The 15,089-nt window shown below is 69.1% G+C and carries 15 protein-coding genes; 7 read left to right on the forward strand and 8 right to left on the reverse strand.

Annotated features, from left to right (window positions below; genetic code table 11):
* Positions 1-26: 26 nt before the first annotated feature.
* Positions 27-509, forward strand: a complete 483-nt coding sequence (locus tag LR393_RS13160; protein ID WP_231484156.1) for an LppA family lipoprotein — start codon at positions 27-29, stop codon at positions 507-509.
* Positions 510-639: 130 nt separating this feature from the next.
* Here LR393_RS13160 and LR393_RS13165 read toward each other — a convergent pair whose 3' ends face one another.
* Positions 640-1,572 carry an NAD-dependent epimerase/dehydratase family protein gene (locus LR393_RS13165; RefSeq protein ID WP_231484157.1) on the reverse strand — a complete coding sequence of 311 codons (933 nt, stop codon included), beginning with the start codon at positions 1,570-1,572 and terminating at the stop codon, positions 640-642.
* 90 nt (positions 1,573-1,662) lie between these two features.
* Here LR393_RS13165 and LR393_RS13170 point away from each other — a divergent pair, with 90 nt between their 5' ends.
* A complete protein-coding gene (locus tag LR393_RS13170) occupies positions 1,663-2,292 on the forward strand; it encodes a TetR/AcrR family transcriptional regulator (RefSeq protein WP_231484158.1) in 630 nt (209 codons plus the stop codon).
* On the opposite strand, the gene LR393_RS13175 is transcribed toward LR393_RS13170, so the two are convergent.
* A complete protein-coding gene (locus LR393_RS13175) occupies positions 2,268-3,254 on the reverse strand; it encodes an SDR family NAD(P)-dependent oxidoreductase (RefSeq protein ID WP_231484159.1) in 987 nt (328 codons plus the stop codon). The two genes, LR393_RS13170 and LR393_RS13175, sit on opposite strands and share 25 nt — an antisense overlap.
* A 64-nt stretch (positions 3,255-3,318) precedes the next feature.
* On the opposite strand from LR393_RS13175, the gene LR393_RS13180 reads away from it, so the two are divergent.
* Positions 3,319-3,891 (forward strand): TetR/AcrR family transcriptional regulator, encoded by a 573-nt coding sequence (locus LR393_RS13180; protein ID WP_231484160.1) that lies wholly within the window; start codon positions 3,319-3,321, stop codon positions 3,889-3,891.
* Here the strand turns inward: LR393_RS13180 and LR393_RS13185 are convergent.
* Complete coding sequence (locus LR393_RS13185; protein ID WP_231484161.1) at positions 3,875-4,735, reverse strand: enoyl-CoA hydratase/isomerase family protein; 861 nt, start codon at positions 4,733-4,735, stop codon at positions 3,875-3,877. The genes LR393_RS13180 and LR393_RS13185 overlap by 17 nt on opposite strands.
* A gap of 132 nt (positions 4,736-4,867) precedes the next feature.
* On the opposite strand from LR393_RS13185, the gene LR393_RS13190 reads away from it, so the two are divergent.
* Together LR393_RS13190 and LR393_RS13195 are read left to right on the forward strand one after the other, a co-directional pair.
* Positions 4,868-5,872 (forward strand): AraC family transcriptional regulator, encoded by a 1,005-nt coding sequence (locus LR393_RS13190; protein WP_231484162.1) that lies wholly within the window; start codon positions 4,868-4,870, stop codon positions 5,870-5,872.
* An 878-nt stretch (positions 5,873-6,750) separates the two neighbouring features.
* Positions 6,751-8,238 (forward strand): sodium:solute symporter family transporter, encoded by a 1,488-nt coding sequence (locus LR393_RS13195; RefSeq protein WP_231484163.1) that lies wholly within the window; start codon positions 6,751-6,753, stop codon positions 8,236-8,238.
* A 16-nt stretch (positions 8,239-8,254) separates the two neighbouring features.
* Here the strand turns inward: LR393_RS13195 and LR393_RS13200 are convergent, their stop codons facing one another.
* Together LR393_RS13200 and LR393_RS13205 are read right to left on the reverse strand one after the other, a co-directional pair.
* Positions 8,255-9,514, reverse strand: a complete 1,260-nt coding sequence (locus LR393_RS13200) for an ATP-binding protein (protein WP_231484164.1) — start codon at positions 9,512-9,514, stop codon at positions 8,255-8,257.
* Positions 9,515-9,652: 138 nt separating this feature from the next.
* Complete coding sequence (locus LR393_RS13205) at positions 9,653-10,822, reverse strand: FAD-dependent monooxygenase (RefSeq protein ID WP_231484165.1); 1,170 nt, start codon at positions 10,820-10,822, stop codon at positions 9,653-9,655.
* 330 nt (positions 10,823-11,152) lie between these two features.
* On the opposite strand from LR393_RS13205, the gene LR393_RS13210 reads away from it, so the two are divergent.
* On the forward strand, positions 11,153-11,704 hold the full coding sequence (locus LR393_RS13210) for a QsdR family transcriptional regulator (RefSeq protein ID WP_231484166.1): 552 nt from the start codon (positions 11,153-11,155) through the stop codon (positions 11,702-11,704).
* On the opposite strand, the gene LR393_RS13215 is transcribed toward LR393_RS13210, so the two are convergent.
* From LR393_RS13215 to LR393_RS13225, 3 genes are all read right to left on the reverse strand, one after another.
* Positions 11,694-12,539 (reverse strand): alpha/beta hydrolase family protein, encoded by an 846-nt coding sequence (locus tag LR393_RS13215; protein WP_231484167.1) that lies wholly within the window; start codon positions 12,537-12,539, stop codon positions 11,694-11,696. The two genes, LR393_RS13210 and LR393_RS13215, sit on opposite strands and share 11 nt — an antisense overlap.
* 67 nt (positions 12,540-12,606) lie before the next feature.
* Positions 12,607-13,365 carry a hypothetical protein gene (locus LR393_RS13220; protein WP_231484168.1) on the reverse strand — a complete coding sequence of 253 codons (759 nt, stop codon included), beginning with the start codon at positions 13,363-13,365 and terminating at the stop codon, positions 12,607-12,609.
* 121 nt (positions 13,366-13,486) lie between these two features.
* Complete coding sequence (locus tag LR393_RS13225) at positions 13,487-14,074, reverse strand: hypothetical protein (RefSeq protein ID WP_231484169.1); 588 nt, start codon at positions 14,072-14,074, stop codon at positions 13,487-13,489.
* Between the two features lie 229 nt (positions 14,075-14,303).
* On the opposite strand from LR393_RS13225, the gene LR393_RS13230 reads away from it, so the two are divergent.
* Positions 14,304-15,062, forward strand: coding sequence for an SAM-dependent methyltransferase (locus tag LR393_RS13230; RefSeq protein ID WP_407937315.1), 759 nt, complete (start codon positions 14,304-14,306; stop codon positions 15,060-15,062).
* The last annotated feature ends 27 nt before the right edge of the window (positions 15,063-15,089 follow it).

Raw genomic sequence — 15,089 nt, forward strand, 5'->3', positions numbered from 1 at the left:
GGTGCGGTGGTGGAGGAGGAGAGACCGTGAGCGCGTCGATGTCGCAGGCGGACGCCGAGAAGGAACTGCAGTCGCGGCCCTCGTACGAACAGGGCTCGAAGGACTACCTGGCCATGCTCGCCGAGATGCGCGGGGTCTTCGACGAGCTGGCCCCCGACCTGAAATGGACGCAGAAAGAGCCGGCCGAGGTCAGTTCCGGCATCTGCGCCCCGCCCTTCCAGAAGATCGAGGCCGCCGAGTCGGGCACCTTCGAGGCCGGTTACGCGCAGGGGAGCACCCCGGACGCGGCCTGGCCCGAGGCGAAGCAGAAACTCATCGACATCGCCGCCCAGTACGGCTTCACCGTGGTCAACGAACTGAGGGACGCCCCCCAGGACCGGGCCATCACGATCAGCAACGGGCAGGACGGAACCGTGGAGTTCGGCGACTACGGCAACACCACGCTCGCCGTGAACGGCTCGTGCCTGCTCCACGAGAACGCAACGTCAGGAAACCCGAGTGGCGGCTGACGGCCCGATCCCGGATCCGCTGTACCCGTACGGCTCCCCACCACTGCCTCCACCCGCGTCCTGTGCGGGCGGGCGTCCATCATGGGAAGTGATCAGTCCTGGATCAGGCTTTTCCCTTGCCGCAGTATCGTTATCGCTGGGTGCGGTACCAGTCGACGGTGTGCTTCAGGGCCTGAGTGTGAGGTGTCACCCGGAACGAGGCGAAGGTGCGCTCGAAGGCCGAGTGATCGACGATCCACGGCCGGGTGCGCTGGTGGTCTAGCTCGGCGTACCCGCGCAGCCTCCGGTCGAACAGTGAGATCAGGCGCGGGGTCACACCCGGCAGGCGCAGGAGCCGGCGCGAGGTGCCGGCGACTTCTCCGGCCAGTGCGGCGAATTCGGAGACCGGCAGGGTCGGGGCGGCGGGGGTGTGCCAGATGCGCCCGTCGGCTCGATCGTCGTCGCCCAGCACGATCAGGGCCCTCGCGGTGTCGGCCGAGTAGGCGAACGTGTGGGGGACGTCTCGCGGTGCGAACCAGAACGGGTTCCGTCCTCTGGCCAGGGGCCCGATGATCAGTTCGTCGGGCAGGGACGTGCGGGAGCCGGGGCCGTAGTAGTCACTGCTGCGCCCGAGCGTCACCCGCGCCCGGCCCTGGGCGTGGGCGTCGAGCAGCATGTGCCCGAGGCGGGACCGCAGTTTCTCCTTGGGGCCCACCGGCCGCTCCGGGGTCTGCTCGTCGAACGGCCCGTCGACGGGGCCGTAGCAGTACAGGTTGTCGGCGAACACCAGCTTGGCCCCGCTCTCCTGCGCGGCCGCGATCGCGTTGTCGACCATGACCGGGAACAGGCCGACCCAGTCGGGATAGGGCACGTTGGTGGCCAGATGAATGACGGACGCACCCCGGCACGCGGCGATCGCGGCCGAACGGTCCAGAAGATCGGCCCGGTGGTTCTCCGCACCGTCCGGAATGCCGGCGCCGCTGCGAGTGACGCCTCGCACGTGTCGTTCCTGGTCGACGAGCTGACGGGCGATCTCGCCGCCCAGTCCGCTGCCCGCCCCCAGCACCACCGTCGTGTCGGACATGACTTCTCCTCGGTCGTGACGACATCTAACACAAGTTAGACCCTGTTACGAAAGTACACTGTCATCACGAGCAACGGGAAGGGTCGATCGATGACGGGATCACCGGGCAACCGGCGCGAGCGCTACCGCCGTGAGGGAACGGACGAGATCAAGCGGCTGGCCATGCTGCAGCTCGCCGAGTCCGGGTCGGCGGGCATCTCGCTGAGCGCCATCGCCCGGCAGATGGGGATGACGGGGCCGGCGCTGTACCGCTACTTCGCCAACCGCGACGCTTTGCTCACCGCCCTGATCCGGGACGGGTACGCCGACCTGGCGCAGACCATCGAACAGGCGGCGACCAGCGGCGCCGCTCTGCCCCCGGACCGGCGACTACGGCAGATGGCCGAGGCCTTCCGGGGCTGGGCGCTCGCCGATCCGCATCGCTACCTGCTGCTGTTCGGCACGCCGGTGCCCGGTTACCAGGCACCGATAGACACGTTCGACACGGCGTTCGGTGCCCTGACCGTGCTCGCCGCGGTCGCGGCCGAACTGCTGGGGTCGGCCGAGGGTGGGGCCCCGCTCCGCCTGGCGACCGTGTTCTGGACGCGGATGCACGGTGTCGTCAGCCTGGAGGTCGCCGGTCAGTTCGCGCACCTCGACCTGGATCCGGGGGTGTTCTTCTCGCAGGAGGTGGAAAGCGCTGTCGCGCAGGCCGGTCAGCGGTCGGCCGGACCGGCCTGACGATCGAGGAGCTCGGCCGATACCGCCCAGAGCCGTTCGGCAGCAGCCGGATCGAGCGCCCATTCCTTGACGCCGTGGGGATGCTGCGCGAGGTCGGCATCATTCGGCACGGTGTAGGCCTCCTGTGCGTCGTCGAGGTAATGGCCGCCGGTGCGCGCGAACTGCGGGGCGACGGCCGCGACGATGCTGGTGGCGGCTCCCTGCTCGACGCTCTTGTAGGTGAAGACGCCGGCCGCTTCCGCCGCGTCGAGTGATTTCCGTTGCTGCGGCGTGAAATGGCGCTGCAGCCCGGTCGCCACACCGCCGGGGTTCACCGCGTTGGCGTAGATGCCGTCGCCGGCCCAGCGGCGGGTGGCCTCGACGGCGAACAGCGAATCCGCCGTCTTGGACTGCGCGTAGGCGATCTGCGGGTCGTAGGCGCGCCGCTCGAAGTGAAGATCACCGAAATCGATGCCGGAGCGCATGTGGGCCGTCGAGCTGAGCGCGACGATGCGCGCACCGTCCCGTTCGGCCGCGCCCCGGGCCAGGGCACCGTGAAGGCCCACGGCCAGGGCGACATGGCCGAGATGGTTGGTGGCGAACTGGAGTTCCCAGCCCTCGCGGGTGCGTTCGAGGCCCCCCGTGACCAGGCCGGCATTGTTGACGAGCAGATGCAGCGGGCCTTCCCAGGTCTCGGTGAACCGGGTGATGCCGGCCCGGTCGGTGAGGTCCAGGAGGGCGACGCGGGGACGGATCGCGCCGGTCGCCTTCTCGATCCGGTCGGCGACGGTGTCACCGGCGGTCGGGTTGCGAACGGCCAGCGTGACCTCGGCCCCGGCAGCGGCGAGCGCGCGGGCGGTTTCGGCGCCGAGGCCCGAGGAACCCCCGGTGACGACCGCTCGCAGACCGGCCAGATCGACGCCCGCGAGCACCTCGTCCGTCGTGCTGGAGGCGGTGAAGGGCGTGGTGATGAGAGGGGGCATGACGGCGACTATACGGAATGGTCCGAAGTTGTAAAGTGTGTTCATCTGGTCCTACGGTGGTGTCATGAGCAGGCAGCAGGACGAGCGCCCGGCGCCCGGCAGCGCACGGCGCGACGCGGTGCTCGAGTCGGCCCTGGGCACCTTCGCCCGCTTCGGTTACCGCAAGACCTCCATGGAAGAGGTCGCGCGGGCGGCCCGGATCTCGCGGCCCGGCCTGTACTTCCTGTTCGACTCCAAGGAAGCGCTGTTCCGGGCCGCGGCCACCCAGATGCTGGAGCGTGACATCGCCGCGGTCGAGCGGGTGCTGGCCGACCCGGACCGGCCTCTGGGTGAACGCCTGCTGGAGGCATTCGACCAGTGGGCCGGGCGTTACGTCGGCCCCCTGGCCCGGGACATCACCGAGGTCATCGAGGCCAACCCCGACCTGCTCGGCCCGATCGCGCAGACCCTGTCGCAGCGGTTCGGGCAGTTGCTCACCGACGCGATCGCGGCTGTGTGCGGCCCGGATTCCGCCGCCCGGGCCGCTCCGACGCTCATCAGCACGTCGATCGGGCTGAAGCGCCAGGTCGCGTCGCAGGAGCTCTACCGCGAGCGCCTGGCGACCGCCATCGACCTCTACCTCACAGGCTGTCGATGAGTCCCTCCAGATCCCGCTCGCCCTCGCGGGTCTGAACGCCGGCGGCGAGCTGGCGGTGGGCCAGGTCGACGAGGTCGGGCGTGAACAGTGAGTACAGCGAGGTGTTCTCGACGGCGAAGGCCTCGTGCGGGATGCCCGGGGCCACAGCGTCGACGGTGGCCTTGATCGCGGCGACGACCTCGGGCCGTACCCGGGCCATCCGGCGCGCCAGGGTGTCGACGAAGGCGTCGATCTCGTCGGCGGGCAGGGCCCGGTTCACCAGGCCGTAGCGCTCGGCCACCTCGGCCCCGACCAACTGGCCGCCGACGAGCAGTTCGAGGGCCCGGGCCCGGCCGAGCAGACGGGTCATGTTCACCGTGCCGCCGCCCCCGGGAAGAATTTTCAGCAGCGACTCGGGCTGGGCCTGGCCCGACCGGCCGATCGCCGCGAACCGCAGGTCGAGGGCCATCAGGAACTCGTTACCGGCGCCCCGGGCGTAACCGGCGATCTTGCCGATGGTCACCTGGGGCAGGGCGCGCACCTCCTCGGCCACGGCCTGGAGGATGTTCAGGCCCTCCGGGATCACGGCGCCCGGGGCGGCGGCGACCGCGGCCCGGGTGGCGGCGGGCAGGGCGTCCGGGTCGATGACGTAGGCCATGTCGCCGTGCGCGCTGAAGAACTCCGGGTCGGCGCTCTGGAACACGATGACGCGCACGTCGGCGTCGTCGCGCACCTGGTGGACGAATCCGCGCAGGGACGGCAGCAGGACACCGTCCATGAGATTGAGAGGCGGGTGGTCGAGCGTCACGGTCGCGACGCCGTCGGCCACGGTGACCCTCAGGCCGGTCCAGGTGTGGTGGTCCACGGTGGTTCCCCTTTCGGACTATCTCTTGACTCCAGGAACCGTATGTTTCGCCGGGTGAGCCAATCAATCTCCGTCGGGCTCAGTTCATTGATCGTCTGCCTCATCGGTGACGTGGCTTGCTACTATCGCCCGATGGACCCCCTTGCCGACGCCCTGGCCATCTCCGGCGTCCGGGGTGCCCTGAGCACGCGCGTCGAGGCGGGCGGCCACTGGGCGATCGTCCTCGACGACTACCCGGGCACCGCTCTGCACGCCGTGACCGCCGGCCGGGCCTGGCTCACGGTGCCCGACCGCGACCCGGTGGAGCTGGCGGCCGGAGACGTCGTGCTCCTGCCCGCGGGCACCCTGCACGGGCTGGGCGACGAGCCGCGAGACGTCGCCGCCCGGGCGCGGTGCGAGCATGCGACCGCTCGGGGGCGGGGTACGGGAGAGGTGATCCGGCTCGGGTCGCAGCCCGCCACCACGCGCATCGTGACCATCCACTACGACCGCGACCCCGCCACCCTGACCCAGGTACTGACGACCCTGCCCGAGCTGGTGCACGTGCGGGGCGAGGCGGGGGCGGCGGGCCTGAACGACACCGTGCGCATGCTCGGCCGGGAACTGGCCGACCCGCAGGTCGGGACGTCGGCGGTGCTCAAGAACCTGGTCGACATCGTGCTCATCCAGATGCTGCGGGCGTGGCTCGCGGACAGTCCGCCCGAGTGCTTCGGCACCTGGCTGGGCGCGCTCTACGACCCGGTCGTCGGGAAGGCCCTGCAGTGCCTGCACGAAGACCCGGCCACCCCGTGGACGACGTCGTCGCTGGCCGAGGCCATCTCGGTCTCCCGCGCCACCCTGGCCCGACGATTCCCGGCCGCGACCGGGCACACCCCGGCGGCCTACCTGGCGACCTGGCGGATGGACCTGGCGGCCGTGCGGCTGCGCGACACCCACGACTCGCTCGAATCCATCGCCGCCCGCGTCGGTTACGGGTCGGTGCCGGCCTTCTCCCGGGCCTTCACCCGGGCTCACGAGAAGACACCCGGGCGCTACCGGAGCGAGACCCGCAGCAGCAACGGGCCGGGTTTCCGGCTGGAGACCCCCTCGCCCCCGCACCTGACCGTCGACGCCGACCTGGAGCGGAGTGCCCGATGACCGGTGACGACGAGGCCTTTCTCGTACCGGGGTCGATCGGGTCGCGGCTGCAGGCCGTTCGGACACGGTCGCGCAGGACTGGGGCGTGCTGGCTGTTCTCGGTGACGACGGGCTGATCTCCCCGGACCGGGGACATCACGCCCCGGCTGGAGAAGGGCGACATCGCGCTGTGCCGCGACGAGGCCATGGATGCGATGGGGGACGAGCTCGGGTGACACGTGCGTGACGGCGCAGGACCTTTCGCGCTGTTCTTCCAGCCGCTCGCGGTGAATCCCCTGGTGATCAGAACGGCTGAGGATTCCTACGCCCACAACGGGCCGGGGAAGTTCGAACCCCACGACATCACCCTGGTGACGGGCGATGCGGAGACCACGTTCGCCGCCCGCCTCAGATCGCTCGTCGGCTCAGTCTTCGCCGGTGGCCGGCCGGTGGCCAGCCGGTGGCCAGCCGGTCCGTCGGGTGCCAGGCTCAATCGGCCCTTCTGAGACCGACGGGAGCCACAAGCGCGGGAGGACAACGACGTCCACCATTTTGATTTTCAGCGCGGTGACCCCCCTCCTGTTCGCATGATCACGAACAGAGGAGTGGTGGGGGGCCTAATCCGGTCGGGGCGTCAGGACGGTGCGAGGCAGGCGGTCCTGCGCAGCAATCGGGTGGTGTCGGATCGATCCCAGAGAGTGGAATTCCGGATACGTTGTCCTGGTTCGGTCGCCATCGGATGACACAGGCGTGACGACAGGGCTCCGGACGGGGCGCTGTCCCGCGGCGGGCCCTCGGTTAACGAGATTGTGCGCGGTCGGGCGTGCGCGTGTAACCGGGCCCCGGTTATCTGTCGGGTGATCGAAACTCGTCAGATCTGCCTGACCGAGGAGCTGCCTGTGATCACCGCCGGTGTCGGACTGTCCGTGCTCGTCGTGCTGGTCGTCGGCATAGCCGTGGCCCGCAAGGTCGACGGCGACAGCACCAATTATCTCGTGGCCGGGCGCCAGCTCGGGGTGCCCCTGGTCGCGGTCGCGCTGACCACCGCCGCCGTCGACAGCAACGCGACCGTCGGGAACACGGATCTCAGCGCGACGTACGGGTTCTGGGCCGGGGCCTCGCTCGCGCTGGGTCTGGCGGTCTGCCTGCTGCTGGCCGGGTTGTTCCTGGCCCGGCCGATGAACCAGATGGGGCTCTTCACCCTCGGCGACTTCTTCGCGCGGCGCTACAACCGGCCCGTCGAGGTGGTCTCGTCGGTGCTCATGATCTTCGCCTTCACCATCCTGCTCGCGGGCAACCTGGTGGCGATGGGGTTCCTGATGGAGACCTTCACCAGCATGTCGTACGACGCCGGGGTGGTGCTGGCCGTGTGCCTGGTGCTGGCCTACACGATCGGCGGCGGGCTGTTCTCCGACGCCTACACGGCCGTGATCCAGGCCGTCATCACCGGCGTCGCCACCGTCGTGCTCTTCGTCTGGGTGGCGAGTGAATACGGCATCGCGATTCCCGACGGCCTCGGGCCCTTCGACCTCGGCCAGCTCACCGACACCGGCCAGGGCGCGGCCGTGAACTGGGCCACCCTGATCTCCCTGGGCATCGGCGACCTCGTTGCCATCGACTTCATGCAGCGCATCTTCGCCGCGAAAAGCCCGGCCGCGGCCCAGAAGGCGTGCTTCATCGGTGCCGGGGCGACCGCCGTCGTCGGCGTGCTCTGGTCGCTCATCGCCCTGACCTCGGTCTCGGCACTCGGCCTGAGCAGCGAGAACGGCCCGATCATCTACCAGCTCCTCGACGACCACGCCCCCGTCATGCTGGCGATCCTGTCGCTGTCGGGCATCGTCGCGGCGTCGTTCTCCACCGCCTCGGGCGCCATCCTGGCCACGTCCGCCGTCGCCGTTCGGAACATTGCCGGGGTCCGCCGCCAGGTCGCTCCCGGCCACCGCGACCCGCTGCTGCGCTGGACCCGCGTCGCCATGCTCCCCGTGGTCGTCGTGGCCGTCGTGCTCGCGATCCGGGTGAGCCAGACCGGCATCCTGCTCACCCTGGCCTTCGACCTGATGCTCGCCTGTCTGGCCGGGCCCTTCCTGCTCGGCCTGTTCTGGAAGCGCTCCACCTCGACCGCGGCGCTGGTCGCGGCCGGTGTGGGCCTGGTCGTGCGGCTGGTACTGCTGGCTCTGGTGCCAACTCTCTACGGCGTCCCCAATGACCTCTTCTACATCGAGAACAGCATGGTGGACGCCGGTCTCGACGGCTGGGCGACCATGGTCGCCGCGGCGGTGAGCCTGCTGGCGTTCGTGGTGACCTCGCTGCTCACGCGCTCGCAGGCCGACGAGGAGATCGACCTGCGCACCCGGCCCGAAGGAGAGCTGTCCGTCACGGGCGGCTGACCGCCGACCGCCGCTCTCAGGCCTCGGCCTCGCCGGCCTGCCAGAGGGCACTGACCGGAATGGCTCGCATCTTCTCCCCGAAGGGCAGTGTCGCGGTGCCGGTGTAGAGCACGACACCGGCGACGAAGTCGTCGCCGAGTCGCTCGGCCAGCCGGCGCAGACCGCGGAAGTCGTCGGTCCGTACGGTCGAGGCGGCTTTCACCTCGATGCCCACGACCTGACCGGAACGACTCTCCAGCACCGCATCGACCTCGTACTTGCTGTGATCGCGGTAGTGGAAAAGATTGACCGCCCGGGTGGACCAGGTGAGTTGTCGCGAGAGTTCCGACAGTACGAAGGATTCCAGGAGGGATCCGAACGGGGAGTCCGGGCGCAGCAATGATCTCGCATCGGCGGCGATCTCGTTGGCGGCGATCCCGGAGTCGACGAAAAACAGCTTGGGCGTGCTCGTCGCGCGGGTGCCGAGGTCACGTGACCAGCCCGGGACCCGCTTGATCAGGAAGATCTCTTCGAGTGCCTGGAGGTAGCGGGAAATGGTCGGCCTGGTGATGCCCAGCTCTGACGCCAGGGAGCCGGGCACGATGAGGGTCGCCGATCGGGCAGCCAGGAGACGGACCATCTGCCGGAGAGCACCCTTGTGCTGGATCTCGGAGAGCTGACGGATGTCGCGGTCGATGAGTGACTGGACGTAGGCATCGAGGAAGCGTTCCCGTCGTCGGTCGTTCTCCCGGGTGATGGCCTCCGGGAGGCCACCGCGCACGATCCTCGCGGCGTAGTCGGCCCGGGTGATGCTCGACTCGTGGTGCAGATCCGGGCCCAGCTCGAAAATTGCGTCGACGAAGCCGTCCGGCTCACCGTCCAGTTCCCCCTGGGCGAGCGGCCACAGCTCGACCGTCTCCATCCGGCCCGGAAGGGCGTCCGGGGCGTCGAGCATGCCGAACAGCTGCGAGGAGCCTGTGAGGAGGTACCGGCCAGGTCGAGGATCCTCGTCCACGGAGGCTTTGATGGCCAGCAACAGACTCGGAACGCGCTGGATCTCGTCGATGACCAGGAGCTCGGAGAAGTCGACGAACCCGACCGGATCGGCGATGGCTGCCGCTCGTTCCTGCTCCCGGTCCAGGTCGCGACGCACCGCATCATGGTCAGCGGCGACAACTCGTACCAGCGTGCTCTTGCCGGCCTGGCGGGCTCCACCGACCAGCACGACGCGCGTGTCGGCCAGAGCCGCAGCGACCCGCGCAGCGGCGTGACGGGGGATCCAATCGGGGTTGGGCACGTGCGGATGCTACCGCCAGATGTTCATTGTGCGACGCCGGCGCGTTCGTTCTGCGACGAGCGCTCGTTCGTCTGGCGACGCTCCGGTGTTCGTTTCGCGTCGTTCCCACCGATCGCCGGGGGCGAGTATTGATCCAGGTCAGCGGCCTGTCAGTCGCTCCTCGCGGGGGTAGTCGACGAGGTCGATGTCGGTGGCGAAGTGATCCATCAGCTTCATCAGTGGGGCGAACAGGAACGACGCCGAGAACATCGTGTTGCGGGCCCGCAGGCCCAGGCGGGTGCGGGGGGCCAGCAGGCGGCCGGCGCTGACCTGCTGGGAGACCTTGGCGTAGCCGCGGAAGCGGGTTTCGTACTGCGCGTAGGCGACCCGGTGATCGCCCTGGGCCCGGAGCAGCTCACCGGCCAGCACGTACGCGCCGACGATCGCCAGACCGGTCCCGAACCCACCCAGCGTGTTCCCGTAGGCCGAGTCACCCACCAGAGCGACTCGTCCACTGCTGTAGCGGTCGGTGGTGACCCGGCTGAGGGAGTCGAGGTAGAAGTTCCGGGCGGCCGGGACGCGGTCGATCAGCTCGGGGATACGCCAGTTCCCGCCCCGGAAGGCGTGGATCAGGGCCTGCTTCTGCTGGTCCACGTCGTCCTGGCCGAAATCGAGCCGGCCGGACGCGAAGACGAAGAAGGCCGGGGCCTTCGGCCCGTTGAGCATGACCCCGCGGCCCGGCTCGTTGTACATCACGTCGTCGTCACCGTCGAGGTCCAGGTCGGCCAGGGCGTAGTAGTAGCCGAGATGGCTCACGTAGTCGGACTCCGGGCCGAAGGCCAGCCTGCGGGTGTTCGAATGGATCCCGTCGGTGCCCATCACCAGGTCGAACGTGCGGGCGGGGCCGTGGACGAACGTCACCTCGACGCCGTCGTCGGTCTCGGTGAGTGAGGCGATCGAGTCACCGAAGACGTACTCGCAGGTGGACGACGTGCGGTCGTACAGCAGCCGGGCCAGGTCGCCGCGCACGATCTCGAGCTCACCGGCGCTGAACTCACCCGGGATGGTGCCGATCTTGCGGCCGTTCGCGTCGATCACGGTGCCGTCGCCGGTGCCGCCGGTCTGGGCCCGGCGGATGTCATCGAGGATGCCCATCCGGCTCAGCACGGTGAGGTGGGTGTCGCCCTTGAAGTCGACCGGCTGCCCGCCCGGCCGCAGCGTGGGGGCCTTCTCCACCACCGTGACCTCGAAGCCGTAGCGGTTCAGCCAGTAGGCCAGTGCCGGACCGGCGATGCTGGCGCCGGAGATCAGGACTTTGGTGTTCTTCACAGCCGGAACGCTACGAACCGGCACTGACGGGCCGCGCACAGATCTCTGTCATCGGCTGACAGGGATCGCTGCGCAGAACCTGACTCCCGGCGAACGGGAGGGTCAAGCGCCGGTCAAACTTCGAGGTGTCCGCCGAGCGCTATTCGGGTGCGTGGTCACCCGGTGGTCGGTGGCGATGGAGGACGAGGTCATCGGGGCCTCAAGATCATCGAAAGTTTGCTGTCAGAAAATTCGCCCGTTGACCGAAAACCAATCCGGCGTCAATTTATTCGACCTGTGAATGTGGTGGGATACGGGCCTGCTCGGATGCTGGCCGGCGCTAGGAGGAACATGCCCACGAGCCGCAGCGTGATGGCGCCCGAGGTCATACTGCGCGGCGCCGCAGTGCACTTCCAGCGCCATTCCACCCTGGACATGGATCTGCTGGCCCGCGAGCTGGCGATCAGCCGGGCCACGCTCTACCGCGCCGTGGGCAGCCGGGACCGGCTGCTGGGACTGGTGTTCGGGACGATCAGCCGGTGGATCTTCCAGCTGGCCCGCGACGAGGTCCGGCCGGTGTGCGGGCCGGACGGCGTGCTGGCCGTCACCCGGGCCTACGTGAAACTGCTCGACCAGGCGGTCCAGCTGCACACGTTCATGCAGGAAGATCCGCAGATCGCCGCGAGGGTGCTGTTCACCCCGGCGGGGGGCGTGATGCACCGATCGGTGCAGGAACAGGCGGCGACCTTCCGCGAGGCCGGTATCGGTGGTGATCACCTGGAGGACCGGGCTTTTCTCTACGTGCGTCTCGTGGAATCGGTGCTGTTCTCGGAACTGCTCGGCACCGGCCGGGTTTCCCTGACCGGTGCCGAGGGTGCCCTGCGGGCGCTGCTCAGGGAGTGAAGCTGGCGCAGGTGCTCGAGTACCCGGACACGGCCGGGTCGGACGTCGGCCCCGGGCAGAGGAACTGGCGGTACCGTTCGTCGTTGTCGAGGAACAGTTTCAGCCACGAGAGGCTGTACTTGGCGATCGTGGTGTTGGACGAGTTCGGCGCGAAGTGCGAGGCGCTCCGCAGCTCCAGGTAGGCCTTACCCGGTGAGCTCGGCAGGCTGCGGTAGAACGGCTGCGCGTGGGAGGCCGCCGGAGCCACCGTGTCGGCCTGGGCACCGACCACCAGTGTCGGAACCTGGTTGCCGGAGAACGACTTCGTCGTGTCCCAGGGCGTCAGCGGGATGGCCGCCTGCAGGCCCGGCCGGCTCTTGGACGCCTCCAGGGTGCCACCGCCGCCCATCGAGTGCCCGATGACCGCCTGGCGCGAGGCGTCGATGCGGGAGGTCACCCGGCTGTCCCTGGTGACCTGGTCGAGCGCGGCCAGCAGTTGCCGGCCCCGGCTGTCGGGCTGGTCGGACGTGGTCAGCGTGTCGATGTTGAACACGACGAAACCCTGGGTGGCCAGGCGCTGGGCCAGCCACGCCATGCTCGACCGGTACGCGGTGAAGCCGGGCGCGATGGCCACGACACCGAACGTGCCCTGACTGGTGTCGGTCGGGTAGTAGATGTCACCACCGCCGAAACCCGTTGCGGCGAGTCGGGAGACCGAGACCTGGCTGGTGGCGAACGGCCCGCGGGCGGCCTCGATGCTCGAGTTCGTGGGCGCCGGGCCCCGCTGGTACGACTCCTGCGCGCTGGCGTTCTGGGCGAACAGCAGGCCGGCGGCCACGAGTGCGGCAGAAACCATCGCTACCAAAGGCTTACGACGCCTGGACCCACGCGTTCCGATTGCTGGGAGGGACACTTCGAACTCCTTACCGAGACGGTCGGGGTGCGAATCGATCCTGACCGTCTTCCGGCGGTGCACACAATGATTCCGGCCCAACGTGAGACGGCGGTCCGGACATATCGATGGGCCGGGCCCGCTCTCCGGCCGGGCTCAGGCCGTCCAGGTCGAGTACGGTGAGAGTGCTTCGTGGCGGCGGGGTTCCGTCGACGCGCGGGAAGCCGAACCGGCCCGCGATGCCGTCGCCGTAGGTGGCCGCGAACTCGTGCGGCAACACCACCCCCGCCAGGACTGTGGGCCGCAAATAGTTGCGCCGGTCGTCCGCAATCTGGTCGAGAACCCGCTCGGCATCGCCGCGCGGGGGCAGGCGCAGCAGCGTGAGATCGGCGCGTTCCAGGGGCTGGGCGTACTCGTCGAGGTACTGCCGGCGGGTGTCGAGCGACGTCCAGCCCTCGCGGCGCGGATTGGCCCGGGCGGCGGTGGTGGCCGCCGGGTCGGGGTCTTCGGGCAGACAGAGCTCGTCGAGCACCCCGACCGCGAACAGGTGAGGGCTGTGACCCCGCTCGTCGGCGATGGCCTCCGCTGCCCGCTGGGCCGTTGCGAGCGCCACCCCGTAGGCCTGGCGCAGGGACGCCGATCGCACGTAGAGCGTGTGGGCCGGTTCCTGCGCCCAGGCCAGCGCCCGGCCGACCAGCTCTTCGGGGCCGGTCGCGCTGAAGGCCGCCCAGGTGTGGGAGCGCCACTCGGGGCCGACGGCGCCGCGCCACCAGGAATCCGGTTCGGTCATGGGGAACTTTCTATCCGGTTCGATTCCCGGGGTCGAACCGGTTCCGGGAGGTGAGAATCTCCCGGGCGGGCATCATGAGGAGATGTTCCTCTTCTTCTCGAACCGCCTCGGATGTTTCGGCTCACTCATGGTCAGCCTGGTGGTGTCGGTGATTCTCATCGCCATACTCACGCGGGGCTTCTGAAAGCTCTTCGGCCGGGCCCAGATCGATCACCCGCCGGGCCAGCCGGTCGGACTGGCGCAGGGTGCGCACGAACATGACGGCGAAGACGGCGGCGGCCAGGAGCCACCAGAACGAGTGCAGAAAAGCCACCACCAGGTAGACCGGTGTGCCGATACCGAAGCAGGCCAGGGAACTCTTTCGCTGGCTCTCGGACATCACCAGGAATTGCATCGCCATCTTGTGGGCGGCCTGGCGGATGTGGGGATCGGCCGGCACCGGGCCCCGCCGGCTCGCACGGGCTGCCTGCTGGATCTCGTCGCGGTCGGTGAGGCCGGAGGCGGCGATGATCTGCTGGTTGTTCCGCGCGGAGATCCGGCCCATGATCACCCCGAAGACGATGCCGGCGATCACCCACAGAGTGATCGAGATGGCGATCGGGGTCTCACGGTCGTAGAGGCGCCAGCACACAGCCATGGAGACACCGAAGAAAGTGCCCTGGATCAGGGCGAGTTTCCACCACGGGGCAGTGAGCATCCATGACCTCATGCCCATGATCCTCACCGGTGATGCTCCTGGTCGCATGTCCAGGTTCGGGAGGTTTCACCGTGCTGCCCGGCCCGGCCGGGCGATAGCCTGAACCGGCACAGAAACGACAAAGGCGCCGGGCAGTGCCGCCTGGGCGTGAATCGGGAGGGGAACCGTGGCCGAGTCGGAGTCAACCGTGGAGTCGCAGGGCGAGAGCGAGAGTCTGACCACGCCTCATCCAGATCATCTGGTGCCGAACTCGGCCCGGATGTACGACTACTGGCTCGGCGGCAAGGACAACTACGCCGCTGATCGTCAGCTGGCCGAGCTGTTCCTCCAGAAGATTCCCTCGATGCGCGAGATGGCCCGGGCCAACCGCGACTTCGTCACCCGGGCCACGCATTACCTGGCCGGCCACGGGGTGCGGCAGTTCATCGACATCGGCACCGGCATCCCGACCAGCCCCAACCTGCACGAGACCGCGCAGGGCGTGGCGCCCGACGCGCACGTGGTCTACGCCGACAACGACCCGGTGGTGCTCGCCCACGCCCGGGCCCTGATGATCAGCAACGAGGTCGGGCAGGTCGCCTACATCGACGCCGATGTGCGGAAGCCGGAGCAGATCCTGGGCAGCACCGAGCTGCGCGAGCAGCTCGACCTCGACCGCCCGGTCGCGCTCATGCTGGTCGCGGTGCTCATGCTCATCGACGACGCCGAAGACATCCACGCCACCGTGGCCCAGCTGCGCGACGCCCTGCCCTCGGGCAGCTACCTCGCGATCACCCACCCCACGGCCGACTTCGATCCGCCGGTGGTGGAAGAGGTGGCCGGCTCCGCCCGCGCCACCGGCATGACTTTCGTGCCGCGCTCGCGCGACGAGGTGGCCAGCTTCTTCGGTGACTGGGACGTGGTCGAGCCGGGCATCGTGCCGGTGCGGGCCTGGCCCGACGAGAACGTGGACGACCCGAAATCGGCCTGGTACTGGGCGGCCATCGCCCGCAAGCCCTGACGACCCGGTGTTCGTGATCATGCGCAT

It is taken from the genome of Kineosporia mesophila, from assembly GCF_021129235.1.
In the GTDB taxonomy this organism is placed as follows: domain Bacteria; phylum Actinomycetota; class Actinomycetes; order Actinomycetales; family Kineosporiaceae; genus Kineosporia; species Kineosporia mesophila.

What these genes read in the sequence shown, in the direction of transcription:
- LR393_RS13215 (WP_231484167.1), bottom strand. Translation starts at nt 12,539, where the DNA reads ATGGTTTCTGCCGCACTCGTGGCCGCCGGCCTGCTGTTCGCCCAGAAC.
- LR393_RS13165 (WP_231484157.1), bottom strand. Translation starts at nt 1,572, where the DNA reads ATGTCCGACACGACGGTGGTGCTGGGGGCGGGCAGCGGACTGGGCGGC.
- LR393_RS13180 (WP_231484160.1), top strand. Translation starts at nt 3,319, where the DNA reads ATGAGCAGGCAGCAGGACGAGCGCCCGGCGCCCGGCAGCGCACGGCGC.
- LR393_RS13210 (WP_231484166.1), top strand. Translation starts at nt 11,153, where the DNA reads ATGCCCACGAGCCGCAGCGTGATGGCGCCCGAGGTCATACTGCGCGGC.
- LR393_RS13190 (WP_231484162.1), top strand. Translation starts at nt 4,868, where the DNA reads ATGGACCCCCTTGCCGACGCCCTGGCCATCTCCGGCGTCCGGGGTGCC.
- LR393_RS13220 (WP_231484168.1), bottom strand. Translation starts at nt 13,365, where the DNA reads ATGACCGAACCGGATTCCTGGTGGCGCGGCGCCGTCGGCCCCGAGTGG.
- LR393_RS13175 (WP_231484159.1), bottom strand. Translation starts at nt 3,254, where the DNA reads ATGCCCCCTCTCATCACCACGCCCTTCACCGCCTCCAGCACGACGGAC.
- LR393_RS13170 (WP_231484158.1), top strand. Translation starts at nt 1,663, where the DNA reads ATGACGGGATCACCGGGCAACCGGCGCGAGCGCTACCGCCGTGAGGGA.
- LR393_RS13225 (WP_231484169.1), bottom strand. Translation starts at nt 14,074, where the DNA reads ATGAGGTCATGGATGCTCACTGCCCCGTGGTGGAAACTCGCCCTGATC.